The organism is Tabrizicola sp. (assembly GCF_051645465.1).
Classification (GTDB): Bacteria; Pseudomonadota; Alphaproteobacteria; order Rhodobacterales; family Rhodobacteraceae; genus Tabrizicola.
In genome coordinates this window covers 1-25,328 of sequence record NZ_JBOFBI010000042.1, presented here as the reverse complement: position 1 = coordinate 25,328, position 25,328 = coordinate 1, and the positions used below count along the sequence as shown (strand labels likewise).

23 protein-coding genes and 2 tRNA genes are annotated in these 25,328 nt (G+C 65.0%); 16 read left to right on the top strand and 9 right to left on the bottom strand.

What is annotated here, in order from left to right:
* Positions 1-114 precede the first annotated feature (114 nt).
* The 3 genes from ACRCSW_RS02420 (at position 115) to ACRCSW_RS02410 (ending at position 4,072) form a co-directional block, all read left to right on the top strand.
* Positions 115-1,149, top strand: a complete 1,035-nt coding sequence (locus ACRCSW_RS02420) for a fatty acid desaturase (RefSeq protein WP_438702393.1) — start codon at positions 115-117, stop codon at positions 1,147-1,149.
* Between the two features lie 112 nt (positions 1,150-1,261).
* On the top strand, positions 1,262-1,870 hold the full coding sequence (locus ACRCSW_RS02415; protein WP_438702392.1) for a GNAT family N-acetyltransferase: 609 nt from the start codon (positions 1,262-1,264) through the stop codon (positions 1,868-1,870).
* Positions 1,871-2,161: 291 nt separating this feature from the next.
* A complete protein-coding gene (locus ACRCSW_RS02410) occupies positions 2,162-4,072 on the top strand; it encodes a phosphate ABC transporter substrate-binding/OmpA family protein (protein ID WP_438702391.1) in 1,911 nt (636 codons plus the stop codon).
* 281 nt (positions 4,073-4,353) lie between these two features.
* Here the strand turns inward: ACRCSW_RS02410 and tpa are convergent, their stop codons facing one another.
* Complete coding sequence (tpa, locus tag ACRCSW_RS02405; RefSeq protein WP_438702390.1) at positions 4,354-5,733, bottom strand: hypotaurine--pyruvate aminotransferase Tpa; 1,380 nt, start codon at positions 5,731-5,733, stop codon at positions 4,354-4,356.
* A 96-nt stretch (positions 5,734-5,829) separates the two neighbouring features.
* On the bottom strand, positions 5,830-6,843 hold the full coding sequence (locus tag ACRCSW_RS02400; RefSeq protein WP_438702389.1) for an NAD-dependent epimerase/dehydratase family protein: 1,014 nt from the start codon (positions 6,841-6,843) through the stop codon (positions 5,830-5,832).
* A gap of 166 nt (positions 6,844-7,009) precedes the next feature.
* On the opposite strand from ACRCSW_RS02400, the gene ACRCSW_RS02395 reads away from it, so the two are divergent.
* Together ACRCSW_RS02395 and ACRCSW_RS02390 are read left to right on the top strand one after the other, a co-directional pair.
* Positions 7,010-7,083: transfer RNA gene (locus ACRCSW_RS02395), tRNA-Cys, on the top strand.
* 214 nt (positions 7,084-7,297) lie between these two features.
* On the top strand, positions 7,298-9,508 hold the full coding sequence (locus ACRCSW_RS02390) for a divergent polysaccharide deacetylase family protein (protein WP_438702388.1): 2,211 nt from the start codon (positions 7,298-7,300) through the stop codon (positions 9,506-9,508).
* A 53-nt stretch (positions 9,509-9,561) separates the two neighbouring features.
* Here ACRCSW_RS02390 and trpE read toward each other — a convergent pair whose 3' ends face one another.
* The 3 genes from trpE to ACRCSW_RS02375 all read right to left on the bottom strand — a co-directional run bounded on the left by trpE (position 9,562) and on the right by ACRCSW_RS02375 (position 14,283).
* Entirely contained in the window at positions 9,562-11,070 is a 1,509-nt protein-coding gene (gene trpE / locus ACRCSW_RS02385) for an anthranilate synthase component I (RefSeq protein WP_438702387.1), read from the bottom strand.
* Positions 11,070-12,941 carry a peptidyl-prolyl cis-trans isomerase gene (locus ACRCSW_RS02380; protein ID WP_438702386.1) on the bottom strand — a complete coding sequence of 624 codons (1,872 nt, stop codon included), beginning with the start codon at positions 12,939-12,941 and terminating at the stop codon, positions 11,070-11,072. The genes trpE and ACRCSW_RS02380 overlap by 1 nt, the downstream gene beginning before the upstream one ends.
* A gap of 151 nt (positions 12,942-13,092) precedes the next feature.
* On the bottom strand, positions 13,093-14,283 hold the full coding sequence (locus tag ACRCSW_RS02375; protein WP_438702385.1) for an aminotransferase: 1,191 nt from the start codon (positions 14,281-14,283) through the stop codon (positions 13,093-13,095).
* A 150-nt stretch (positions 14,284-14,433) separates the two neighbouring features.
* On the opposite strand from ACRCSW_RS02375, the gene ACRCSW_RS02370 reads away from it, so the two are divergent.
* The gene (locus ACRCSW_RS02370) at positions 14,434-14,691 is read left to right on the top strand and encodes a type II toxin-antitoxin system ParD family antitoxin (RefSeq protein ID WP_438702384.1); all 258 of its coding nucleotides are present in this window, start codon (positions 14,434-14,436) and stop codon (positions 14,689-14,691) included.
* Positions 14,681-14,980, top strand: a complete 300-nt coding sequence (locus tag ACRCSW_RS02365; RefSeq protein WP_438702383.1) for a type II toxin-antitoxin system RelE/ParE family toxin — start codon at positions 14,681-14,683, stop codon at positions 14,978-14,980. Before ACRCSW_RS02370 ends, ACRCSW_RS02365 begins: the two co-directional genes overlap by 11 nt.
* Positions 14,981-14,987: 7 nt before the next feature.
* Here the strand turns inward: ACRCSW_RS02365 and gpt are convergent, their stop codons facing one another.
* The 3 genes from gpt to fabI are packed head-to-tail and all read right to left on the bottom strand — an operon-like array spanning position 14,988 to position 16,950.
* Positions 14,988-15,497 (bottom strand): xanthine phosphoribosyltransferase, encoded by a 510-nt coding sequence (gene gpt / locus ACRCSW_RS02360; RefSeq protein ID WP_438702382.1) that lies wholly within the window; start codon positions 15,495-15,497, stop codon positions 14,988-14,990.
* Between the two features lie 11 nt (positions 15,498-15,508).
* Positions 15,509-16,123, bottom strand: coding sequence for a LysE family translocator (locus tag ACRCSW_RS02355; protein ID WP_438702381.1), 615 nt, complete (start codon positions 16,121-16,123; stop codon positions 15,509-15,511).
* Positions 16,120-16,950, bottom strand: a complete 831-nt coding sequence (gene fabI / locus ACRCSW_RS02350; RefSeq protein ID WP_438702380.1) for an enoyl-ACP reductase FabI — start codon at positions 16,948-16,950, stop codon at positions 16,120-16,122. Before fabI ends, ACRCSW_RS02355 begins: the two co-directional genes overlap by 4 nt.
* A 98-nt stretch (positions 16,951-17,048) precedes the next feature.
* Here fabI and pdxH point away from each other — a divergent pair, with 98 nt between their 5' ends.
* The 4 genes from pdxH (at position 17,049) to ACRCSW_RS02330 (ending at position 19,406) form a co-directional block, all read left to right on the top strand.
* Complete coding sequence (gene pdxH, locus ACRCSW_RS02345) at positions 17,049-17,651, top strand: pyridoxamine 5'-phosphate oxidase (RefSeq protein ID WP_438702379.1); 603 nt, start codon at positions 17,049-17,051, stop codon at positions 17,649-17,651.
* Positions 17,652-17,767: 116 nt separating this feature from the next.
* On the top strand, positions 17,768-18,301 hold the full coding sequence (locus tag ACRCSW_RS02340) for a cold-shock protein (RefSeq protein WP_438702378.1): 534 nt from the start codon (positions 17,768-17,770) through the stop codon (positions 18,299-18,301).
* Positions 18,301-18,783, top strand: a complete 483-nt coding sequence (locus ACRCSW_RS02335) for a DUF192 domain-containing protein (protein WP_438702377.1) — start codon at positions 18,301-18,303, stop codon at positions 18,781-18,783. Before ACRCSW_RS02340 ends, ACRCSW_RS02335 begins: the two co-directional genes overlap by 1 nt.
* Positions 18,784-18,836: 53 nt before the next feature.
* The gene (locus ACRCSW_RS02330) at positions 18,837-19,406 is read left to right on the top strand and encodes an alpha/beta hydrolase (protein WP_438702376.1); all 570 of its coding nucleotides are present in this window, start codon (positions 18,837-18,839) and stop codon (positions 19,404-19,406) included.
* A gap of 105 nt (positions 19,407-19,511) precedes the next feature.
* On the opposite strand, the gene ACRCSW_RS02325 is transcribed toward ACRCSW_RS02330, so the two are convergent.
* Positions 19,512-20,327, bottom strand: a complete 816-nt coding sequence (locus ACRCSW_RS02325) for an arginase family protein (RefSeq protein WP_438702375.1) — start codon at positions 20,325-20,327, stop codon at positions 19,512-19,514.
* A 156-nt stretch (positions 20,328-20,483) separates the two neighbouring features.
* Here ACRCSW_RS02325 and ACRCSW_RS02320 point away from each other — a divergent pair.
* From ACRCSW_RS02320 to tdh, 5 genes are all read left to right on the top strand, one after another.
* A tRNA-Pro gene (locus tag ACRCSW_RS02320) sits at positions 20,484-20,560 on the top strand.
* 144 nt (positions 20,561-20,704) lie between these two features.
* The gene (locus ACRCSW_RS02315) at positions 20,705-22,111 is read left to right on the top strand and encodes a protein adenylyltransferase SelO (protein ID WP_438702374.1); all 1,407 of its coding nucleotides are present in this window, start codon (positions 20,705-20,707) and stop codon (positions 22,109-22,111) included.
* Positions 22,112-22,179: 68 nt separating this feature from the next.
* Positions 22,180-23,373, top strand: a complete 1,194-nt coding sequence (locus ACRCSW_RS02310) for a glycine C-acetyltransferase (protein WP_438702373.1) — start codon at positions 22,180-22,182, stop codon at positions 23,371-23,373.
* On the top strand, positions 23,370-23,996 hold the full coding sequence (locus tag ACRCSW_RS02305; protein WP_438702372.1) for a class I SAM-dependent methyltransferase: 627 nt from the start codon (positions 23,370-23,372) through the stop codon (positions 23,994-23,996). Before ACRCSW_RS02310 ends, ACRCSW_RS02305 begins: the two co-directional genes overlap by 4 nt.
* Before the next feature lie 38 nt (positions 23,997-24,034).
* A complete protein-coding gene (gene tdh / locus ACRCSW_RS02300; protein ID WP_438702445.1) occupies positions 24,035-25,060 on the top strand; it encodes an L-threonine 3-dehydrogenase in 1,026 nt (341 codons plus the stop codon).
* Positions 25,061-25,328 lie beyond the last annotated feature (268 nt).

Genomic DNA, 25,328 nt, shown 5'->3' with positions numbered 1-25,328 from the left:
GCTACAGTTCCTCCTAATGCAACGATGCCTGACTGGTCCGCCCGCTTCGCGGCCTTCTGCCATGGCTCAGCCGACCCTGCCGCGGCATAGCCGGCACGAAGATGACAGGCCCTGATGCCGGATACGCTCCAATCCCCCCGCCCCGAGACCAAATCGGCCCGCGACTGGCTCACCACCCTCGCCCGCTACCGCGAACCCTCGACCCGCCGCAGCCTTTGGGAGCTTGCGGCCACGCTGGTTCCGTTCGTGGCGCTTTGGGTGCTTGCGTGGATGGCGCTGTCTGTCAGCCCCTGGGCGGCTCTGGGCCTTGCCATCCTGAATGGCGGCTTCCTCGTCCGGATCTTCATCATCCAGCATGACTGCGGCCACGGTGCGTTTCTCAAGAACCGCACCGCGCAGGACTGGCTTGGGCGTGCCCTCGGCGTGCTGACCCTTACCCCCTATGACGTCTGGCGCCGCACCCATTCCATCCACCACGCCCACCACGGCGACCTCGACCAGCGCGGCATCGGCGATGTCCTGACCCTCACGATCGAGGAATACCGCGCCCGCACGCCCTGGGGCCGCCTTCTCTACCGGCTCTACCGCCACCCGGTCGTCCTCTTTGTCCTGGGGCCGGCCTACCTCTTCCTCCTCCAGCACCGCCTGCCCTTCGGCCTGATGAACTCCGGCTGGCGCTACTGGACCTCGGCCATGGGCACCAACGCCATGATCGGCATCGGCGTCGGCCTCGTCATCTGGTTCGGCGGCCTTCTGCCCGTGCTCCTGATCTTCCTGCCCACCTCGGTCATCGCGGCGACCATCGGCGTCTGGCTCTTCTACGTCCAGCACCAGTTCGAGGAAACGCACTGGTCAAAGGGCGAGGACTGGCAGCTCCATGACGCAGCCCTTGAGGGGTCGTCCCACTACATCCTCCCCCAGCCGCTCCGCTGGTTCTCCGGCAACATCGGCATCCACCACGTCCACCACCTCTACTCCCGCATCCCCTTCTACCGCCTGCCCGAGGTCATCCGCGACCACCGCACGCTGGCCGAGGCCCAACGCCTGACCATCCGCGAAAGCCTCGCTTCGGTGAACATGCACCTCTGGGACACGGTCGAGGGGAAACTCATGTCATTCCGCGAAGCGCGGGCGCGGTACGGGTCGTAGGTCGGGCTTCAGCCCGACCCTTCTCCGAAGCCAAAGCTGATGGCTCTGGCCGCAGCCAGCAAAGAGCGTATGCTTCCCGCCAAGGACCTACCGTCACCGCCCGGAGGCGCCCTTGGCAGAAGACCCCGACGACGACAGCCGCGTCATGATCCTGTCCGGCGATCACGTCGGTCTGGCGCTGATGCAGGCCTCGGACGTGCCGATGATCGCACGCTGGAACCAGGACCTCGACTTCACCGCCCGACTGGGCGCGCCCGGCGAAGCGCACTCGCTTGAAGCGCGGCGAGAGGCTTTTGAGGACAACGCCCGGATCAGACCCGACAGCGCCGAGTTCGCGGTGATCGAGCTTGCCACGGGTCGGCTGGTCGGGTTTGGCGGCTTGTTCGACATCACCCGCGCCCTCGCCGCGACCCTGTTTGTCGGCATCGGTGAGGCGACTGACCGCAGGAAAGGCTGGGGCACCGAGGCCAGCCGACTGATCTGCGAATACGGCTTCTTCTTCCGCAGCCTCCACAACATCAAGGTCGAGGTCCACGCCTTCAACGAGGCCGCACTGCGCACCTACGAAGCCCTCGGCTTCCAGACGGTCGGACGCCTGCGCGGCACCAACCTCCTCAACAACCGCCGATACGACGAGGTCATCCTCGACCTCCTGCGCGACGAGTTCCCGCTCAAACATGTGGGGCGGTTCCGGGGTCTGGAAATCCCGCAGGACGGGTAATCGGTCGGACCGAAGGCCTCGTAAGGTGGGGTTCCACCCCACCGCCACGTGGGGTGCGCGTTCCTGGCGCACCACCCGCCCCCAACCCATCCCGGCGCTGATTGCCAAATCACCGTTCGGCAAGAGATTCTGCCACCGACGGCGATCGGTCGCACCGGCACATCTGCACGATCGATCCCGGCCGCAGCCGGCCCCGACAATCCTCTCCACCGCCTAGACGTCACAATTCTGTCTATTTTTTGTGCAAAAAGATTAACAATACTGTTACGTATTTAGCCTGTGGGATCTGCAATGAACAGTCTTGGCCATTGGACAGCGGGTGCGCTCATTGCGGGCAGCCTTGGCATTTTCACACCGGCTGCATTCGCCCAGACGACAGAGCCGATAACCCTCCAAAGCTTTGACGGCAAGACCAGCTTGGTCGGCGAACTGCTATCCGTCGAAGACGGGCATTACATCCTTGATACTCCAGTCGGCCGACAAGAGATCCCGATTGGCTGGGTCTTATGTGTCGGCGCGGCCTGTCCCATAGCCGACGTTACCATCGGCGGTGAGGTGACTTTTAGCGGAACTGACGGAAACATTGTCGTTCAAGGCACTGTGGTCGGCTACCTGGACGGTCTCTACCAGGTCGAAACCGCAAGGATGGGGATTGTCGCCGTAAAAGGCGATGGTGTGACCTGTGTCGGTGACGGCTGCCTTCGCATTTTGGATGCCGCCACCGCAGCCGAAGCGTCGGCGGAAGCACCAGTCGAAGCGTCTGCCGAAGCGTCTGCCGAAGCTCCTGTCGAAGCTCCTGTCGAAGCGCCCGCAGAGCCTCCCGCCGAGGCACCGGCAGCAGCGCCCGCAAATGCAACGCCGGCTGTTTTGCCCGATCAAGCGAAGGTGCGCTTTGCCGGGTCCGACACTGTCGGTCATGGGCTGATGCCATTCCTGCTGGAAGACTACGCCGACTACCTCGGGGCAACGGCCACTCTCACCGATATCTCGGAAACCGAGGTTTTCGTGCGCTATGTCGGCACGGACGGCAGCGAAATCAGCAGCCTCTATGTCAACTCGACCGGATCGGGCGATGCCTTCGACGCGCTTGAAAGCAAGTCGGCCGAACTCGGCATGACATCCCGTCCGCAGGATGACGAAGAGGCTCAGAGGCTGATTGCCGCTGGCGCCGCGGACCTGCGCGGCACCGATCATGAAACCGTCATTGCCGTCGACAGCCTTGCGGTCATCACCCACCCGAGCAATCCGGTCAAAGCCCTGACACGGCAACAGATCGGCGACATGTATCTGGGTGTGATCACCAACTGGTCGCAGGTCGGCGGACCCGATGCCCCGATCACGGTTTTGTCCCGCGAGGATGATTCCAACACGCGTGGTGTGTTCGAGAATGCAATATTCTCAGGGGAAGAGCCTACTTTGGCCGAGCGCGTGACCTATCCTGGCGGCGACAACCCCGAGATGGCGGCGGCCGTGCTCGCCGACGAAAACGCCATCGGCTACGTAGGCTTTGCCTATTCGGAAGGCTTGAACAGGGTGGAAATGGCCAGCACCTGCGGAATTACAACGACCGCGACCCCGTTTTCGGTCAAGACCGAGGAATACCCGCTTGGTCGCCGCCTGTTCCTTTACAACCGCCCTGACAATCTGCCCGCGGACGCATCGCGTTTTCTTGAATACGTGCTGTCGCCGGAAGCAGATGACGCGATTGCGCAATCCAACTTCGTCAACTTCGCGGTCGAGCGGCTTCCGCAGTCGCCGACACGTCTTGCAGCGCTTTACGACGGACTGACGTCGAAATCCGAAAAACGGCTTGCCGACGAATTCCGCGCTGATTTTATTGTATGGGACCGCCTTTCCACCACCGTGCGTTTTGCGACGGGGTCCGCGACGCTGGGCAACAAAGAGATCAACGATATCAATCGCCTGATATCTTACCTCGAGACTCTCGATGAAGGCACGCGCGTTGCGATCGTCGGCTTTGCCGATAGTGTCGGCGGCTTTGACTTCAACACGACTTTGTCTGACCGCCGCGCGCAATCAGTGGCCCGGTCCATCGCCGATCTGGCGGGCGACCGGTTACGCAATATTCGCTTTGAGGCGAAAGCTTACGGCGAATTGGTGCCCGCGCTTTGCAACGACGACGAGAATGGCCGCAGGGTCAACCGCCGGGTCGAAATCTGGGTGCTGAAACAGCCGGCCTAGCTTTGCTGGGCGATTGTACGGGACCGGTTCGCGCCAGTCGAACGACACGCTGCATCTGCCACGGTCGGGAACACCTGTTGGGTGGCGGTTGCCCGGGTTCCTCGGGCTGCGGCCGCTCTTTTCGTAGATGCGGACGCCGGAACAGATACGGTCACCACGGCAAGGCGCCGCGCGCCCCGGAAAAGGTCACCAAACGGTTAACGCCCTATCTAACCTCTTGAAATCCCTCACCCCGCAAGACTGTCCCACAGTGGGACACTCTTGCGGCCCCCATCAATCCCTCACCCAAACACCCGCCCCAAGGCCCCATCAATCGCCCCGGTGATCTCATCGATATCGTCCGCCGTCGCGATCAGGGCGGGCGAGAGGCACAGTGTATTGTTGAACCCCGGAACCGACCGGTTCGTCATCCCGATGATCACCCCCTGAGCCATGCAGTCGGCCACCACCGCGGCCACCTTCTTCTCGTCCTGAGGCTCCTTCGTCCCCCGGTCCGCCACCAGCTCCGCCCCGCAGAAGAGCCCCTTGCCCCGGACCTCGCCGATGACCCGGTGCTTCTCCATCAGGGCATGGAGGTTCCCCATCAGCCGGTCGCCCATGGCAAGGGTGTTGGCCAGCAACCCCTCATCCTCGATGATCCGCATGTTCTCCAACGCCGCCGCCGGGCCCCCCGTGCAGCCCCCGAAGGTCGAGATATCGCGGAAGTAGCTCATCGGATCGTCGGGAGCGTCCTTGAACTTCTCGAAGACCGCCTCGGTCGTCACCGTGCAGGAGATCGCCGCATAGCCCGAGGCAACCCCCTTCGCCATGGTCACGAAGTCCGGCTTCACCCCGTAATGCTGGTACCCGAACCACACCCCGGTCCGCCCCACACCGCAGACTACCTCGTCGATGTGGAGCAGGATGTCGTACTTCCGGCAGATCTCCTGCACCCGCTCCCAATACCCGACCGGAGGAACGATCACCCCCCCACCAGCCGTCACCGGCTCCAGAACAAGGCAGCCCACGGTATCCGGCCCCTCCCGCAGGATCACCTCCTCGATCGCATCCGCCGCCCGCTCGCCGTAGTTCTGAACGTCCCACTGCTTGCGATACTCCAGGCAGTGCGGAACCATCACGAACCCGTCCGGGAACGGCCCGTACTGCGCATTCCGCTGGGCCTGACCACCCGAAGCCAACGCGGCGATGGTGGTCCCGTGATAGTCCCGCTCGCGGTACAGGATCTTCCACTTCTTTCCCCCGTGGTGTCGGTGGGAAATCTGGCGGACCATCTTGTAGACCTTCTCGTTCGCCTCCGACCCCGAGTTGGAATAGTAGACCCGCGACAGCCCCGGCATCTTCTCGATCAGCCGACGCGCGAAGATGGCGCCCGGCACCGTCCCCGCCGCCCCGGCGAAATAGTTCATCTTCAAAAGCTGGTCTCGCACCGCGTTGGCGATGCTTTCCCGCCCGTAGCCCACGTTCACCGTCCAGACCGCGCCCGAGACGGCATCGAGATGCTCTTTCCCCTTGGCATCCCAGACCCGCATCCCCTTGCCCTCGACGATCACCCGGGGATCGACGGTTTCGTACTGCTTGTGCTGCGACAGATGGTGCCAGACATGGGCGCGGTCAGCCTCGACCACGGCACTGATGTCGTTTGCTCCGGCAAAGCCTTCCATGGGGGCGTCCTTTCGGTTCGATTGTTGCCGCGCATCATCGCGGATCGGGCAACCGCCGCTTAGGACCAGACCAAGGCCGCCGCTAAGGCCAGAGCGTCAGACCCGGTAGTAGTCGCGATACCAGTCGACAAAGCGCGCAAGGCCGGTGCGAAGGTCGGTATTCGGCCGGAAACCGGTCAGCCGTTCCAGAAGCGCGCAGTCGGCCCAGGTCGCCGGAACATCGCCGGGCTGCATCGGCAGGAAGTTGCAGACGGCTTTCCGGCCGACCAGCTCTTCCAGCGTGCGGATGAACTCCATCAGATGAACCTTGTCCGAATTGCCGATGTTGACGATCCGGTAAGGTGCCACTGCACTAAGGCTATCGCCTTCCAGGGCCGTTCCGCGGGCCGTGGGCGCCGGGGGCGCAAGCGGAACCAGCCGTGCCACGCCCTCAACCAGATCCTGCACATCGGTGAAGTCACGCCAGAGCTCGCCGTGGTTGTAGACGTCGATCGGGCGGCCATGCAGGATCGCGTCGACGAACTTGAAATACGCAAGGTCAGGCCGGCCCCAGCTGCCGTAGACCGTGAAGAAGCGGAACAGCGTCACCGGCAGACCCCAGAGATGCGCGTGGGAATGCGCCAGCGCCTCGACCGCCTTCTTGGTCGCGGCATAGACGGTGAGCGGTGCGTCGGTCCGGTCGGTCTCATGGAACGGCATCTCGGGGTTCGCGCCGTAGACAGAAGAGGTCGAGGCGATAAGAAGGTGCTTCACGCCAAGCCGCTTTGCGGCCTCCAGGACATTGAAACTGCCCACAAAATTCGTCTCTATGTAGGACCGGGGATGCGTCAGGCTGTGCCGCACCCCCGCTTGAGCCGCGAGGTGAATGATCACATCGGGGGCGAAGTCGTCAGCCACCCGGTCCAGGGTCGCCAGGTCTTCCAGCATCGCTTCCGTCGCGGTGAAGCCGGGGGATTGCAGCAAGATGCCATGACGCTTCTGCTTCAGCGTCACGTCATAGTAGCTGGTAATCCCGTCATAGCCGTGGATGCGGTGGCCCGCTGCAAGCAGATGCCTCGCAAGATGGAAACCGATGAAGCCCGCCGTACCGGTGATGAAAATCTTCTGCACGTCAAACGGCCCCTGTCCCCTGATTGCAGCGGACAGTTCCAGCGCGCCTGGGGCAAGTCAAGGCTTGGGCTGCCGGGATCGGTCGGCAGCCTGACTAGCACCTCGCGTATGGCCGGAAGCCCTTGCAGCGGCCACCGGGTTCCGCTATCCACACCCCACTCCTCGCGGCGGGTTGGCGGAGAGGTTACGCAGCGGATTGCAAATCCGTGAAGACCGGTTCGATTCCGGTACCCGCCTCCATCCCTCCCGCGCAGTCCCGCTGGTCATGGCCTGGTTGCCACGGACTCGGCAACTTATTGACGAGCGTGACGAAAAGGGATGAATGCCGCTTCAGCGCAGGCTATACTTCCGCAGCAACAAGAATGGCGCCGGGGAGCATCCCTGGCCTGATCGGGGCGGCCCTGGGGCAGCCACTCCCCGAAAAGGTCGCAACGGCGCAGAGCTGGAGGCAGCATTGATCGGCAAGTTCATCCTTGGCATGGTAACCGGTGGCGTTCTCGTCGCTGGTGGGTTGGTGGTCGGCTCGGCGTTTCTTCCGGATGTGCCCGCGAATGAAAACAAGCCCGTAGCTACCGGTACGGACCCGATCGAGGCGCCGGAGGCGACCGAGGTCGATGCCGGGGCCACTGTCGAAGCGAAGGCCGAGCCGGAAGCCACGCCAGAGCCTGCGCCGGAAGCCACGCCAGAGCCCATGCCGGAAGCCACACCAGAGCCCATGCCGGAAGCGGCCGCCGAGGCGGAAGCGCCGCCGGTCGAAGAAGCTGCTGCACCGGAAGCCCCCGCTGAAGAAGCCCCGGCCGAGGAAGCCCCTGCCGCGGAGGTTGCCGAAACCGAAACTGCGCCTTCGGCAAGTGCGCCCGAGGCAACAGCCGATGCGACAACCATGGCCGAGCCGGAACCAGCTGCGCCAGCCGAGCCAGAACCGGCGGCCGAGCCCGAACCGGCGGCCGAAGAGATGGCCGAGACCGCCCCTGCCGCCGAGCCGGAGGTGCAACCCGAGGTCGCGCTTGCAGATGCCGGGCCAGTGCCGCCTGCCGACGACGGGGCACCGGCCGAGGCTGCCCCTGCCGCCGCCGCCGAGGTTGCCCAGCCTGAAACCGCACCGAACCCGGAAAAACCGCCCATAGCCGAGCCCGATGCCGCCGCCGAGGCGCCAGCAGCCCCGGCTGCAGCGACCGAGGAGACAGTGGCTGACCCTGCACCAGCGGAAACAGTGCCCGAGACCGAGACAGCGGGTGACGGCACGGCGGAAGTTGCGGCAGCTCCGGATGTTGATCAGGATGCCGCACCGGCCGCCGAGGCCGATGCTGGTACGGAACCGGCGCCAGAAGCCGAACCCGCTCCGACCGAGCCCGCCATTGTGGAAGCCGTCCCAGAGGAACCCGCGCCTTCCGAAACCGTGGTGGCCGAGGCCGAAACGGCGGCGGAGGCCCCCGAGCCAACGGCGCCAGCGGCGGACGAGTCCGTAGTTGAGGCCCCGGCTGAAGCCGTCGAACCCGAAGAGCCTTTGGTCGTGGAAACCGCGCCAGCCGAACCTGCGGTCGAACCGCCAGCCGCCGAGGTCGCACCCGAACCAACTCCTGTCGAGACCGTGCCACCAGTGGAAGAGCCGCCAGCCGAGGCGCCTCTGGCTGAGCTGGCCCCTGAGGAACCGGCACCTGTAGAACCCGCACCTGTGGAACCGGCGCCAATGGAACCGGCCCCGGCGGACGAGCCGATTGCGGACGCCGCCCCAGCCGAGGCCACCCCGGAAGCGGGCAGCATGCCGGGCATCGAGGCAGCCGAAATGCCCGGAACTCCAGCGGAGACGCTGCCCGAGGCCGCACCCGAGGCCATCGTCGAGGCTGCGCCGGAAGCCGAAGCCGGAGGATCAACCTTCAAGCCGACACCCGGCCTTATCGACCGGGGCGAAGGCACTATCACCGATCGCGAGACCGAGACCGAGACCGCCGAAGCGCCCGTAGTCGAAGAGGCCGCGCCGCCCGCCGATCCGCGCCCGATCGCCCAGTTCGCGACCAAGTTCGAGAATCCCGAAAACAAGCCGACACTGGCTGTCGTGCTGATCGACGGTGGCGGGGCCGATCTTGACCGCGCCAGCCTTGCCGCCCTGCCCTTCCCCGTAAGCTTCGCGCTCGATCCCCTGGATCCGGCAACGCCGGAACGCGCCGCGGTCTACCGGGCGGGGGGCAAGGAAGTGGTGATGCTCGCCACCGGCATTGCCGAAGGGGCGCAGGCATCGGATGTCGAGGTCGCCTTCCAGTCGATGGAACAGGGCCTGCCCGAGGCGGTGGCCGTGATGGACCTGTCTCAATCCGCCTTCCAGAACGACCGGCCGCTGGCGAGTCTCGTCGTGCCGATCGTGAAGGCCCAGGGCCGCGGGCTTCTGACCTGGGACGAGGGGCTGAATGCGGCCGACCAGGTGGCCCGGCGCGACGATCTTGAGGCGGCAGTGGTGTTCCGTGACCTTGGATCAGCCGGCAGCGACCGCGTTGCCGTGCGCAGGCTTCTGGACCGTGCCGTCTTCAAGGCCGGGCAGGACGGCAGCGTCAGCGTCGTCGGTGAGGCGAATGCCGAAACGGTGGCGGCGCTTCTGGAATGGACGGTCGAAGGCCGGGCCGCGACTGTCGCCTTGGCCCCACTGACGGCCGTGTTGAAAGTCGACTGACACCGGCGCACCGGGTTTTCGATTTTTCGTCGAAAAATCGCGCTGGGGCGGGCCTAGCCGTTGGCTCGCCCCGCGAAGCGTCCCGCATCTTCTGCCGCACGGCGCAAAGCGTTGGATTTGTTGACGGTTTCCTGGTACTCGGCCTCGGGGTCGCTGTCGTAAACAACCCCGCCGCCTGCCTGGACATACAGCGTCTCGTCCTTCAGGACAGCGGTCCGAAGGGCGATGCAGAAGTCCATCTCGCCATTGGCCGCAAAGTAGCCCACGCCGCCACCGTAGATGCCGCGCTTTTCGGGTTCCAGCTCGTCGATGATCTCCATTGCCCTGACCTTCGGCGCGCCCGAGACCGTGCCTGCGGGAAGGCCTGCCAGCAGCGCCGAAAGGGCGTCCTCGCCGTCCGCAAGCTCTCCCACCACGTTCGACACGATGTGCATGACGTGGCTGTAGCGCTCGATGATGAAGGTTTCGGTCGGACGCACGGTTCCGACCTTTGACACCCTGCCCGCGTCGTTGCGCCCAAGGTCGAGAAGCATCAGATGCTCGGCCCGCTCCTTGGGGTCGGCGAGAAGATCGGCCTCGAGCGCGCGATCTTCCTCGGGCGTGGCGCCGCGCTTCCGCGTGCCCGCGATGGGGCGGATCGTGACTTCGCCGTCCCTGAGGCGGACGAGGATTTCGGGGCTGGCGCCAATGACCTGGAAGCCGCCGAAGTTGAAGAAGAACATGAACGGCGAGGGATTGGTGCGCCGAAGCGAGCGGTAAAGCGCGAAGGGCGGGAGTTCAAAGCGCTGCGACCAGCGCTGGCTGGGCACCACCTGGAAGATGTCACCGGCGCGGATGTACTCCTTGGCCTTCTCGACCGCAGCCTTGTAGCCCGCGTGGGTGAAGTTCGACTGCGCCGGGCCGACCGGTGCCACCTCGCCCAGATCGCGGGCCGCCGATGGCGCGCGGTCAAGGTCGCGAAGCGCGTCCATCACCCGCTCAGCCGCCTGCGCATAGGCCGCGCGCGCCGAGAGACCCGAGGCGACCCAGGCGGGTGCCACCACCGTCACCTCACCCTTCACCCCGTCAAGAACGGCGATGACCGAGGGGCGGATCAGCTCGGCATCCGGCAGGCCCAGCGGATCGGGGTTCACCTGCGGCAGATGCTCCACCAGGCGGATCATGTCGTACCCGAGATAGCCGAAAAGCCCCGCCGAGACGGCAGGCAGCCCCTCAGGCATCTCGATCCGGCATTCCGCCAGAAGGTCGCGCAGGGTCTGCAGCGGGTGGCCTGGCAGATCGGTGAAGCTTTGCCGGTCAAAGCGTGCCTCGCGGTTGATCCGGCTTTTCTCGCCATGGCACTGCCAGACCAGATCGGGCTTCATGCCGACGATGGAATAGCGGCCCCGAACCTCGCCGCCCGTCACCGACTCCAGCATGAACGTATCGGCCCGCGCATCGCCGAGCTTCAGCATCAGGCTCACCGGCGTATCGAGGTCGGCCGCCAGACGCGCCCAGATGATCTGGTTCTTCCCTTCGTTCCAGCCCGCCTCGAACTCGGCAAAACCCGGCTGCAACTGCATCAGTTCATGCTCGAATTGACGGCGTTGATCGCGGCCTGGTCGAGGGTGATCCCGGCCCCGGCCGTCAGCGAATTGGTGAAGGCGTTGAAGGCATCGGTGGCAATGGCCTGTTCGATCTGGGCCGCGATCGATGCCGTAATCGCCTCGGCGTCGGCGCCTTCCATTGCGGCGGGCTGGATGCGGTCAAGCCGGACGACCGCGACAAAGCCCTCGGCCTCGATCACCTGCACGTCACCCTCGGCCATCTTGAAGACCGCCGGCATAAGACTGTCCGGCGTACCGTCGATATAGCCACTGCGGGCGGTTTCCGGGGTCACGTCGACGATGCCGAAGCCGCCGATGGCCGCCCCGCCTTCGATGGCCGACTTGATCTCGACCGCGCGGGCCGAAAGCGCCTTCGCCAGCGCATCCTTGCGCCAGTCTTCGGCCACCCTCTCCTTGGCCTCGTCAAAGGGTATTGGGGCTGCAGGCACGATCTCGTCCAGCCGGAGGGCCACGACACCGCCGTCATCAAGGACAATCGCCTCGGCGAAGTCGTCGGCCTGTACTGCCTCGGCCGCAGCGCGGAAGGCCGGATAGCCTTCGATTGCCGCCTCGCCCTGCTGGCCGGGCACGAAGTCCAGCGTCGCAAGCTGAAGCCCAAGATTGTTCTGCAAGTCCTCAAGCGTGGCCCCGGCAGCGAGTTCGTTGTCGATCTCTTCCACCCTGTCCGCAATCAGGCGGCGCGCCGCGTCGGTCCGGATCTCGACCGCAAGCGTGTCGCGGGCCTCGTCAAAGGTCGTCTCCTCGGCTGCCAGCAAGGCGACCACCCGGAAAAGCGCCGGACCAAGATCGGACGGCAGGGGGCCGACGACGGTGCCTTCGGCCGCGGCAAAGACCGCCTCGCCCGCCTCGCCAAGCTCGTCCTGTGCGATGTCCCCGAGGTCGATGGCATCCAGCGTCAGGCCGCGTTCGGTGACGAGGTCCTCGAAAGACGTGCCGCCATCAAGCTTGGCCTTGGCCGCGTCGGCGGTGGCCAGATCGGGGTAGACCAGACGCTCGACGATCCGGCGCTCGGGGATCACGAACTCTTCGATCCGGTCCTGATACATCTCCTGCAGCATCGCATCATCGACCGGCTGGTCCTTGGCAACCACATCAGGCAGCAGTGCCGCATAGGTGATGCGTTTCGCCTCGGGCTTCGTGAACCGGTCGAGATGGGCATCATAATGGGCCTTGAGCTCGACATCCGTCGGCTCGGCCAGGGGAGCAGCCAGGTCGCCCTCGGCCAGCCGCAGCATGGAAAAGCCGCGACGTTCCGCGGCCCAGGTGTAAAGCGTATCGGTCATGGGCTTCGGCGCTGCGAAGCCGCCCCCGACGGCGCCCTGCAGAACCTCGCGCGAGATATCGCGGCGCAGGTTCGTCTCGTATTCGGTCTCGGTCAGCCTGTTGCGGTCCAGGAAGTTGCTATACGCCCCACGGTCAAAGCCGCCCGACGCGGCCTTGAACCGATCGAGCGTCATCAGTTCGCTCGCGACAATCTCATCGCCCACCGAAAGGCCCAGGCGGTGCGCTTCGTTGTCCAGCGCCGCACGGGTGATAAGGTCCTGCAGCACCTGCTTGTCGACCCCGAAGGCAAGCGCCTCCTGCACCGTGATCTGCTGGCTGAACTGCTGCGAAAAGGCGCTCACCTGCGCCTGCAGAGCGCGGGCGTATTCGTCGGCCGTGATATCGGTATCGCCGACGCTGCCGATCCTGGTCACGGTGCTGTTGAAGCCTGTCACCCCGAAACCGCCGAGCCCGACGATCAGCATGCCCACCATGACCCAGACCGCGGTCTCCTTCACCTTGCTTTTCGGGCGCTTCGGTTCGTCGTCCGGGGTCTTCGCCATCGGTCTGCCTTTGGGTTGTTCGGGCACAGTTCTGGGCATGGTGAATAGTGGGAAGGCGGCGGAGGGGCAAGATCAAGATCGCGATGTGCCGCATGTGTCCCACGGTGGGTCAACATCTTAAGTCATTGATTTTCATATAAAAGAGATTTCATCAATCTTTCGTAAAGGAATTTGTCGCCGCGAGCCGCCGGATCACCTCGGCGATGCCCGCCACGTCGACATTGGCAAAGGCGATGCGGATCTGACGCTTGCCGGCGGCGGACCCTTCGGGCTGGAACATCGTGCCGGGCAGCATCAGAAGCGAGGCTTCGGTGACCAGCCGCTTGCAAAGCGCGTCGGACGGTTCATCAAAGGGATGCTCGACATAAGCGAAATAGGCTCCGCAGCCCAGGAGCTTCCAGCCCTTCAACCCCTTGAACCCTTCAACCATCGCGCGGCGGCGGGCGAGGATTTCGTCGCGTTCCCCGGCCAGCCACTGGCCAAGGTTCCGCATCCCCCAAAGTGCTGCGATCTGGCCAAGCTGGCTGGGGCAGATCGCGACGGTGTCGAGGAACTTCTCGGCTTCGGCCAGGCGTGCCTCTGAGGCGATCATGGCACCCACGCGGTGCCCTGTGAGCCGATAAGCCTTTGAAAAGCTGTAAAGATGGATCAGCGTGTCAGGCCAGTCCGGATCGGCGAAAAGCTGATGCGGCGCGCCGGGACGGCTGTCGAAGTCGCGGTAGGTCTCATCGACGATAAGCGCAAGGCCATGGGCGCGGGCAAGATCGCGGAAGGCCGTCAGGGTTTCCGCCGGATATTCGACACCGCCGGGGTTGTTGGGGCTGACGAGCACAATGGCGCGGGTGCGCGGGGTGATCAACGCGGCGGCGGCCTCGGTCGAGGGGATCAGGCTGTCATCGGTTTCCAGCGGCACCGTGGTGACCGAAGCCATGTCGAGCCACATCTTGTGATTGAAATACCAGGGCGTTGTGAGGATGACCTCATCCCCCGGCCCGGCGAGCGTGGCCATGACGGTACAGAAGGCCTGGTTGCAGCCTTGGGTGATCGCGACCTGCGAAGGCCTGATCTCTCCCCCATAGCTGGTGGACCACTGCCGGGCGATCTCCTCACGCAGAGCAGGCAGACCCAGGACCGGGCCATAAAGATGCGCATTCGGGTCGTTCAGCGCCGCATCGGCAAGCGCCTGGCGCAGACCAAGCGGCGGGCTTTCGACGGGGGCGGCCTGGCTGATGTTGATCAGCGGGCGGTCCTTGGGGAACACGACCCCTTCGATCCAGCGCCGCGCCTCCATGACCGGCGGGGGTTCGGTAGCGGCGAAGGCCGGGTTCAGGGGAAGGGTCATGCTCGGGCGGTCCATGGTTTGGGATCGCCGGAAGTGTCACCGGAAGCCCCGTAGTTGCAAGCCCCCGTTGGTGACTCGGTCCGGGACCTGTATTGTCTTTTGGTACTTTCTGGTATATTCCGGGGCTATCCCCGCAAAAGGACCGAAGCCATGCCCCGCAATACCTCCGTCTCGCTCGGCGACCATTTCACCAGCTTTATCGACGCCCAGGTGCAGACCGGCCGCTATGGCTCGGCCAGCGACGTGGTGCGGGCGGGCCTGCGGCTTCTGCAAGAGCACGAGGCCAAGGTGAAGGCCTTGGAGGCCGCGCTGATCGAGGGCGAGGAATCGGGGGAGCCGAGACCGTTCGACAGTGAGGCATTCCTCGCCCGGATGCATGCGAAGTATGACGCCAAACATGGCAGCTAAGCCCTACCGCCTTTCACCTAGCGCCGAACAGGACCTCGAAGACATCTGGCTTTACACCCTGCGCCATTGGTCCCCCGCACAGGCAGACCGATATCATCGCTCGCTTGTGGCAGAGATCGAGGCTCTCGCTGCGGGTGATCGAAAGGGTAGGCCAGCGACCGTTCGATCCGGTATCTGCAAGCGCCCCTGCGGATCGCATGTCATCTGGTTCCGCGACCAAGGTGACCGGCTGGACATCATCCGCGTCCTGCACAGCGCGCAGGACGTCGAACGCCACCTGCACGATTAGACCCGCCTCAATCCGCGCCGCGCATCGGCTGGACGTACTGCAGCGCCATGTCCCAAGGGAAGAAGATCCAGGTGTCCTGGCTGACTTCGGTGATGTAGCTGTCGACCTGGGGCTTGCCGTGGGGCTTCGCGTAGACCGTCGCGAAATGCGCCTTGGGGTAGAGCCTGCGGACCAGTTCCAGCGTCTTGCCGCTGTCGACCAGATCGTCGACCACCAGGATGCCCGTGCCATCCCCCATGAGCTCCTCTTGCGGCGCCTTGATCACCCGCGCTTCGGACTGGCTTTGATGGCTGTAGGACCGGACGCTGATCGTGTCGATCACCCGCACGTCAAGCTCACGCGCCACGATCATCGCCGGGACAAGCCCCCCACGGGTGATCGCCACGACCGCCCGCCAGGTGCCGCCGTCGTCCGGACCCTTGCCGTCCAGCCGCCAGGCGAGCGCGCGGGCATCGCGGTGGATCTGGTCCCAGCTGACGTGAAAACCCTTTTCATGCGGCAAGCGGTCGGCGGACATGTCAGGCTCCTTCAGGTGGCGGCGATCTTGATGCCGAGTACGGCGAGAATGCCGCCGAAGCTGCGGTCTATCGTGGTTTTCAGGCGTGCGTAGGCGCGGCGGGGGGCGGCAAAGGAAAAGGCGCGGGCGACGAGGACGTTGCACACCAGTTCATTCAGGAAGACGACGAAAAGGAGGGCGGCGATCCAGGGCAGGCTGGTGCCGGGAGGCACGGTGCCGACGAAGACCGCGCCGAAGAAGACAGCGGGTTTGGGGTTGGCAAGGTTGGTCACCAAGCCCAGCCGGAACGCCGAGCCGACCGAGCGCGGCAAGGCACCTTCCGCCGCCATTTCAAGGGGTTCGCGCGCATGAGACCACATCTGCCATGCAATCCAGCACAGGAAAAGGCCCCCGGCGATCTTGTAGGCCCAGAGAAGCGCGGGGGCGAGCTCGAACAGGATCGCAAGGCCGAAGAGTGCGGCAACAGCCCAGAAGACGGCGCCAAGGCCTACCCCGACCGCGACCCAGGCGCCCGTGAGGAACCCTTCGGTCATGCCGGTGCGAGCGGTCATCAGGACTGCGGGGCCAGGGGATGCCGCAGCGATCAGGTGCAGGAACCACGCGGCTGCAAAGGCAGTGAGCGTCATTGCCCGCCCTCTTTCCGCCCCTGCAGAAGGTCGATGTCCGGCGCCTCGATCGCTTTCATGCCCACCACATGGTAGCCGGCGTCAACATGCAGGTTCTCGCCCGTCGTACCGCTGCCAAGGTCCGACAGAAGGTAAAGTGCGGCCTTGCCCACTTCTTCCTGCGTCACGTTGCGGCGGAGGGGCGAATTCAGCTCGTTCCACTTCATGATATAGCGGAAATCGCCGATGCCCGACGCGGCGAGCGTCTTGATCGGCCCCGCCGAGATCGCGTTCACGCGGATGCCGTCCTTGCCCAGATCCTCGGCGATATACTTCACCGACGCCTCGAGTGCTGCCTTGCAGAGGCCCATGACGTTGTAGTGCGGCATGACCTTTTCGGCGCCGTAGTAGGTAAGGGTCAGAAGACTGCCCCCCTGCCCCATCAGGGGCGCCGCGCGCTGGCAGATCGCGGTGAAGGAATAGACCGAGATGTCCATCGACATCAGGAAGTTAGCCCGGCTGGTGTCGACATAGCGACCGCGAAGCTCGTTCTTGTCGGAAAAGCCGATGGCATGAACGACGAAGTCAAGCGTGCCCCAGGTTTCCTTCAGACCCGCGAACAGCGCATCCATGCTCTCTTCGCTGGCCACGTCGCATTCAAAGAGCAAAGGCTTCCCAAGGCTTTCGGCCAGCGGCTCGACCCGCTTCTTCAGCGCTTCGCCCTGGTAGGAGAAGGCCAGCGTTGCGCCTTGGGCCGCGACGGCTTGGGCGATCCCCCAGGCGATGGACTTGTCGTTCGCAAGCCCCATGATGAGCCCGCGCTTGCCGTGCATAAGTCCGGTTGACATTCCTGACCCCTCACCCACTTTTTCGTTGACATCGACGTGTAGGCGAAGAGGGGCCAGCCTTCAAGGCAGGTCCTTACGCCCGTGGTAAGGAGTTCCATATGGACCGAGGCGGGATTTTCGCGGGCAGCGACCCGTTCGCGCTGGCGCGGGCCTGGCTGGCCGAGGCCGAGCCGGTCGAGCCGAACGATCCGAACGCGATCGCTTTGGCGACGGTGGATGCCGACGGGCTGCCGAACGTGCGGATGGTGCTTCTGAAGGACATCGAGGACGACGGGTTCGTCTTCTACACCAACTACGGCTCGAAAAAGGGGCGGGAGATCGCGGCCTCGGGCAAGGCGGCGTTCGTGCTCCATTGGAAGTCGCTCCGCCGTCAGATTCGCGTCCGTGGGCTGACCGAACGCGAGGAAGGGCCCAAGGCTGACGAGTATTTCGCCAGCCGCTCGCTGAAGTCCCGCCTGGGCGCCTGGGCCTCGCAGCAGTCCGAACCGCTGGCCTCGCGTGAGGCGCTGATGGCCGAGGCAGCGCGGGTCGCCGTGACGAAAGGACCGAACCCGCCCCGCCCGCCGTTCTGGGGCGGTGTCAGGATTCGCCCGCTTGAAATGGAGTTCTGGGCCGACGGCGCGTTCCGGCTGCACGACCGCTTCCGCTGGCAAAGGCCCGCGCTTTCGGCGGAATGGGTCGTCGACAGATTGAATCCGTAGGATTCTAAGGCTTGCCGAACATTCATTGACCAACTGGTCGAATCCCCCTTGAACAGCGGGCAGGTTTGTCGGCATTTGTGCACCTTGGGGCTCATTCTGGGGAGAAGGCTCTGCAAATGACGGAAGAAGAAGAGACCACGCATGTCGTGCATGGTCGGGTGAAGTGGTTTGATCCTTCCAAGGGTTTCGGGTTCATTGTTTCGGATCAATCGGAGACAGACATTCTCTTGCACGCGAACGTTCTGCGGAACTTCGGGCAAGGCTCGGTCGCAGATGGCGCCGGGATCGAAGTGCGAATCCAGCGGACACAGCGCGGCGTTCAAGCCGTCGAAGTGACCCGCATCGACCCGCCGGAAGGCCTGGTGCTGCCATTTGGCGAAGACGCCGCTCAGATGGTCAGCGCCGATATCCTGGCACTCGGGCTTGAACCGGCGCGGGTGAAGTGGTTCGACAAGGGCAAGGGCTTTGGCTTTGCCAACGTCTTCGGTCGCCCGGAGGATGTGTTCGTGCACGCCGAAGTGCTGCGCGTTTCGGGCTTTGCCGACCTTGCGGCCGGCGAGGCTGTCGCGCTGCGCATCATCGATGGTCGCCGCGGGCGCATGGCTGTCCAGGTCGTCTCGTGGGAAACCGCATCGCGAGAGAAGCCCTGATGCCCGACCTCCGCGTCCTTTGCTGCTGCCTCGCCGTGCTGCTACAGCCCGGCGCGGCGGCTGCAGAGGCGGCTTGCGCCACCGACCGGCTGGACCTGCGCTGGACGGACGGGCGCGAGAGCTTTGCCGTGGAAGTGGCCGATGACGCGGAAGAGCGCGCCCGGGGCCTCATGTTCCGGACCGAGCTTGCTCCGGCATCGGGCATGCTTTTCGTCTACGAAAGCCCGCGACGGGTGGGTTTCTGGATGAAGAACACGCTCATTCCGCTGGACATGGTCTTTGCCGACGCGACCGGCACGGTCACAAAGGTGCATTCCAACGCCGTGCCCGGCGACCTGACACCGATCGACGGCGGCGAGGGCGTGCAGTTCGTCCTCGAAATCAACGGCGGGCTGGCCGAGAAGCTGGGGATCGGCCCTGGGGCAGAGCTGCGGCATCCTGCGGTTCCTACGGCAATGGCGGTCTGGCCCTGCGGGGAGTGATGTCCGCAGGTTAGCTGCCCTCCTCATCGATCGGATCGGCAAAGGGCAGACGGGTGTTCACGGTCCTGGCACTTCACGGTTCTGCGCAGAACGAGGCCTCGCTGACAGGCTTCATCGCGGACATTGCGCCGGGGATGCCCTGCCGCTGTCCCCGGGGGCCTTTCGCGGCCGGCGAAGGTTTCACATTCTTCAGGCGACGACCGGACCGCAGCATCGATCCAAATGAGCTTCTGGAACTGGCGTCGAGGCAGTCCATCTCCGCCGACGGCGTGGTTGGGGCGGATGCAAAGGCTCTGCTGGTCGTGGGCTATTCCAGCGGAGCCGGCTTTGCTGAAGCACTTTTGGCGGTCCGGCCGGACGTCTTTGTCGGTGCCATTCTGCTGCGACCCGAACCGATATCGGCGCGCTTCACCTTCCCCGCACTGCACGGCAAGCCCGTTCTGGTTCTTTCGGGTCTCCGGGACGAGCGGCGGCGGCCGGATGATCCACTGCAGCTGGTGGCGCAGCTTAGCGACGCAGGCGCCGTCGTTACCCATCATGCCCTCGACGCCGGCCATGGCTGGGCGCCCAACAAAGCCGACACGACGCTTGCGCGGGCCTGGCTGGCCGGTTGTTTCCGCTGAGCGCCGCCTGATTGCCCGTGAACAACGGCGCTGCATTTCGCAGCGTTCGGCCCACACTTCGTTGTCCCAATCAAGCAAATGGCGGATATCGCCTCAAACCATATCTCAGGTCAAAAGCGGCCCCAGGGCGTCCAACAGCGGGTCGGGCGACACGGCCTCGCCGCCTGGCGTCCATGCGTTCTGGAACTCTGCGATTTCGATGCCGATGACGTCGTGCTCGGCGATCACCCTGCAGCAGTCCTGCAGATCGGCAAGCGAAAGACCGCCCTCGCAGACATAATCCGTGGGGACGATCCCGGGGTTCAGCACGTCGCAGTCGAGATGCACATAGACCGCACGGCCCGCAATCGCCTTGCGCAGAGCCATCACCAGATCGCCTTGCGGCGCGATATGGGTGATGTCGTGCCTGTCGATCAGGTCCTGCTCGAACGGGTCAAGATCGCGCTGGCCGACCAGTATGATCTGATGGAGGCGAAGCCCGGCACCGAGACCGGAGTCCCAAAGCCCGGCCGGGGCCGCAAGGACCAATCCGCCCAGATAGCCGGTCGTCGTGGCGTCAGGTGTGTTCAGGTCGGCGTGCGAATCGAACCAGACGACGCAGGCGGAAGGGTTGTGCTTCATGACCGCCGGCAGGGTTGCCAGCGAAACGGCGCAGCGACCGGCCACGGCGATGGAGGTCGCGCCATCGCTCATCAGATCGTCAATCCGGGTCTGCATCTGCCGCAGCGCGGGCAGAGCCGCATCAAGGTCTTCGCGCCAGCCTTGACTACGCGCGGGCTCCGGGGCGCCGATGACAACCGGCTTTACACCCGTTCGGCGCGCAAACGCTTCGCCAATCGCCCGCGCCCCCTGCATTGCCAGATCGTTGCGGTCTCCAAGCCGGCCCAGAAAAACCGTGTACGCCGTTTTCCTGACCACCATCGATCCCTCCCCCATTCCTCTGCCGGGGTGTCCTATCCGAGCGGTCGGTGATTGGCGAGGACAACCGCCCTTGCCGACAATTCCGGCATGATCGACCGTGGAGTAAGCAGAGTGAGCCTTTTCAACCCCGCGAAACCCCTATAAGGGAGCGCTCGTCGGGGCGTAGCGCAGCCTGGTAGCGCGACGGTTTTGGGTACCGTAGGTCGAGAGTTCGAATCCCTCCGCCCCGACCACTTCAACCTGCAGTGATGTGTGCTGATCCAAATTTCTTGAGTAAGAAATTTGCCAAAATCCTTACTTAAGGATTTTGCTCACAGCGACCCAGCCTTGCGGCAGGGCCTCGGCAGGCGCATATCCTGTCGCGAAAGGGGTCGCCGATGACCATCGCCTTCGACCACACCTACGCGCGCGATCTGCCGGGCACCTATCTGCGCGTCCCCCCGGATGCGGCCCCTGCCCCGAAGCTTCTGGTCCTGAACCAGCCGCTTGCCCGTGACCTGGGCCTCACGCTGACGGAAGCCGAGGCCGAAGCCTGGTTCTCGGGCGCCGCCCTCCCCCCCGGTGCCGACCCCATCGCCCAGGCCTATGCTGGCCACCAGTTCGGTGGCTTCTCGCCCCAGCTCGGCGACGGGCGCGCGCATCTTCTGGGCGAGATCACCGCGCCCGGCGGCCGGCGGTTCGACGTCCAGCTGAAAGGCTCCGGGAAGACGCCGTTCTCGCGTGGTGGAGACGGCAAGGCCGTGATCGGCCCGATGCTGCGCGAATACCTGATCTCGGAGGCCATGGCAGCACTTGGCGTCCCCACGACCCGCTCGCTTGCCGTCGTCGCCACCGGCGAAACCGTCTGGCGCGAAACCCCGCTTCCCGGCGCCGTCCTGACCCGCGTTGCCGCGAGCCACCTCCGCGTCGGCACCTTCCAGTTCTTCGCGGCCCGTGGCGACCAGGCCCAGGTCAGGGCGCTTGCCGACTACGCCATCGCCCGCCACTACCCCGACCTCGCAGGGGCCGATAACCCCTACCTCGCCTTTCTCGACGCCGTGATCGCCGCCCAGGCGCGGCTGATCGCGCAGTGGATGGGCCTTGGCTTCATCCATGGCGTGATGAACACCGACAACATGGCGATCTCGGGCGAGACGATCGACTACGGCCCCTGCGCCTTCATGGAAGGCTATGCGCCGGGCACCGTCTTCTCTTCCATCGACCATCAGGGCCGCTACGCCTATGCCAACCAGCCCCTCATCCTGGCCTGGAACCTCGCCCGCCTGGCCGAGACGCTCCTCCCCTTCCTCGACCCCGACCAGAACAAGGCCGTCGAGATCGCAAACGACCGCCTGACCGGGATCGCCGCGCGCTACCGGACCGAGTGGACCGCCGTCATGCGCCGGAAGCTGGGCCTCATCGGCGAAGATCCCGAGGACGCAACCCTTGCCGACGATCTCCTCACCGCCATGGAGGGCGCCGACTGGACCCTCACCTTCCGCCGCCTTGCGGACCCCGCCACCCTTCGCCCGCTCTTCGACGACTTCCGAGCCATGGAGGCCTGGCTTCCCCGCTGGAAAGCCCGCGCCGGGGAGGGCGCCGCCCAGCGCATCGCCAAAGCCAACCCCGCCGTCATCCCCCGTAACCACAAGGTCGAAGAGGCCCTGACCGCCGCCACCAATGGCGATATGGCCCCCTTCCACGCCCTCCTCGCCGCCATCCAGGACCCCTTCACCGAGGCTGAGGCCTTCATGCTGCCCGCCCCGACAAGCTTCGGCCAGTACGTCACCTTCTGCGGCACCTGACCCGCGCGACCCCATGACAATCCCGGCCAGTTGTGGAACTGTCCCGCTATCCGCGAAGTGAGGACAGGATGACCGACCGCGCCGCCTTTCTGGACCACATCTTCAACACTCTCTCAGCCATCGAAGCCGACGGCCTGATGAAACGCGAACGCCTGATCACCGGGCCGCAGGGCGCGCATGTCGCGATGGCCGGGCGCGAGATGCTGAACCTCTGCGCCAACAACTACCTAGGGCTCGCCGATGACCCCCGCCTGATCGCCGCCGCCAAAGCCGCTATGGACGACCACGGCTTCGGCATGGCCTCGGTCCGCTTCATCTGCGGGACGCAGGACCTGCACCGCCGCCTCGAAACCCGCCTGGCCCAGTTCCTCAACCAGGACGACAGCATCCTCTTCGCCGCCTGCTTCGATGCCAACGGCGGGCTTTTCGAACCCCTCTTCGGCCCGGAAGACGCCGTCATCTCCGACAGCCTGAACCACGCGAGCATCATCGACGGCATTCGCCTCTGCAAAGCGAAACGCTACCGCTACGCCAACTCCGACATGGCCGACCTTGAGGCCCAGCTGAAAGCCGCCCGCGCCGACCAGGCCCGCTTCATCCTGATTGCGACCGATGGCGTCTTCTCGATGGACGGCTATTTCGCCAAACTCCCCGAAATCCGCGCCATCGCGGACCGCTACGGCGCAATGATCATGGTCGACGATTGCCACGCGACGGGCTTTATCGGCCCTGAAGGCCGCGGCACCCCGGCCCGAGCGGGCCTGAAGGTAGACCTCCTGACCGGTACCCTCGGCAAAGCGCTTGGCGGCGCGTTGGGCGGCTACATCGCGGGGCCGCAAGAGGTGATCGACCTCCTCCGCCAGCGCGCCCGGCCTTACCTTTTCTCGAACGCCCTGCCTCCCGCCGTCGTGGGTGCGGCGCTGGCAGCCCTGGACATCGTGGAAGCGGCCGACGACCTCCGCGCCAAACTCAGCGAAAACGCCACCTACTGGCGCGACGGGCTCACCGACGCAGGCTTCACCCTTCTGCCGGGCGAGCATCCGATTGTCCCCGTCATGCTCGGCGACGCAAACTTCGCGCAAGCCATGGCCGCCGACCTCTTCACCCGCGGCATCCATGTCGCGGGCTTCTTCTTTCCCGTCGTCCCGAACGGCCAGGCCCGCATCCGCACCCAGATGAACGCGGCCCTCACCCGAGACGATCTCGACCAGGCGCTCGCCGCCTTCCGTACCGCCGGAAAATCCACCGGAATCCTCAAATGACCGGACAAGGCTCGTCCGCCGCCATCGCCCATTACGCCGCGCACGCCGACGCACTGAGAGACCGCTACGACACCCTGCCGACCGAGGACATCTACGCCCCAGTCCGTCATCTTGTCCCCGCCACTCCCTGCCGCACCGCCGATATCGGCACTGCCACAGGTCGCGATGCGCGCTGGTTTGCGGACATGGGCCATACTGTCACCGCCGTAGACCCGGTGGCCGCCTTTCTTGAACCCGCGCGCAAGTCCGACGCCCGGATCAACTGGCTTATCGACGCGCTGCCGGACCTGCCCGGGCTTTCGGCGCTCGGGCAGGTCTATGACTTGGTGAACCTCTCCGCCGTCTGGCACCACCTTGCGCCAGAGGAACGCGGCCGGGCCACCGCCACGCTCGCCCGCCTGACCGCACCTGGCGGTCTGCTCCTTATGGCGTTGCGCCATGGCCCCACTCCGCCGGGGCTTCCGCTTCACACCATCGACGTCGACGCCACCGCCGGAGGCTTCGGCCAGGTTGGTTTGGCCGAGGTCTTCCGCTGCCCGGCCCCGTCGATCCAGAAGGTCAACCGCGACGCCGGAGTCACCTGGACATGGCTGGCGTTCCAAGCTGCAAAGGGGGTCTCATGACCAACGAAATGCCCGCGCGCGAACGGCGCGCAAACGAAATGGTCGTCCTGGTCAAGTCGAAACCCGAACCCGGCCTCTGGATGGAAACCCGGCCCGTCCCCGAGATCGGCCCGGATGACGTGCTGATCAAGATCCACAAGACCGGCATCTGCGGCACCGACATCCACATCTGGAACTGGGACGACTGGGCGCAGAAGACCGTCCCCGTCCCGCTCGTCACCGGCCACGAGTTTGCCGGCGAGATCGTCGAAACAGGCCGCAACGTCGAAGGCCTGACCATCGGGCAAAGATGCTCGGGCGAGGGCCACCTGATCGGCAAAACCAGCCGCCAAAGCCGGTCGGGCAGGTTCCACCTCGACCCCGAAACCCGCGGCATCGGCGTCAACGAGCCCGGCGCTTTCGCACAATACCTCCGCCTTCCCGCTTTCAACGTCGTCCCCCTGCCCGACGCGATCGACGACGAGATCGGCGCCATCCTCGACCCCCTCGGCAATGCCGTCCACACCGCGCTCAGCTTCGACCTTGTGGGCGAAGACGTTCTTATCACCGGCGCCGGTCCCATCGGCATCATGGCAGCTGCCGTCGCCCGGCATGTTGGAGCGCGGAATGTGGTGATCACCGACATCAACCAGGCGCGGCTCGACTTGGCAGGGCGGGTCACCGATGTCGTTCCCGTCAATGTCACCGACACCGACCTCCGCTCCGTCTACCCCTCGCTCAAGATGACCCAGGGGTTCGATGTGGGGATGGAGATGTCAGGCTCGCAAGCCGCGCTTGACCAGATGGTCGAACATATGGTCATGGGCGGCCGCATCGCCATGCTCGGCATCCCCCCGGGCAAATCCCCGGTCGACTGGTCAAGGATCGTCTTCAAGGCGATCACCATCAAGGGCGTCTATGGCCGCGAAATCTTCGAGACCTGGTACAAGATGATCGCCATGCTGGAAAACGGCCTCGACATCCGCCGGGTCATCACGCACCGCTTCCCGGTCGACCGGTTCGAGGAGGGCTTCGCGGCAATGCGGTCGGGCCTGTCGGGCAAGGTGGTGCTGGACTGGGGCTGACACGTTCTACCGCCTCCAGAGCTTTCCCTTCACCAAATATCCCCGCCGGAGGCAAGTAACGTCCTCGCAACTCGCCCGACGATGTAGTGCCGTGCCCACATCACCACAAGCGCCTCCCCTCTCCCCTCGGGGGCCTGTTGCGCAAATGGGCCTGTTGGGGGCGCAGTTGAGGGCAGGGCGGTGTTTTTCTTCCCCTGCCGATGGCTGGGCATGGGTTTCGGGGTGTTTTTTGCAGAGTCAGGCTGTGAGGGCCGCCCAGCGCCGCAGG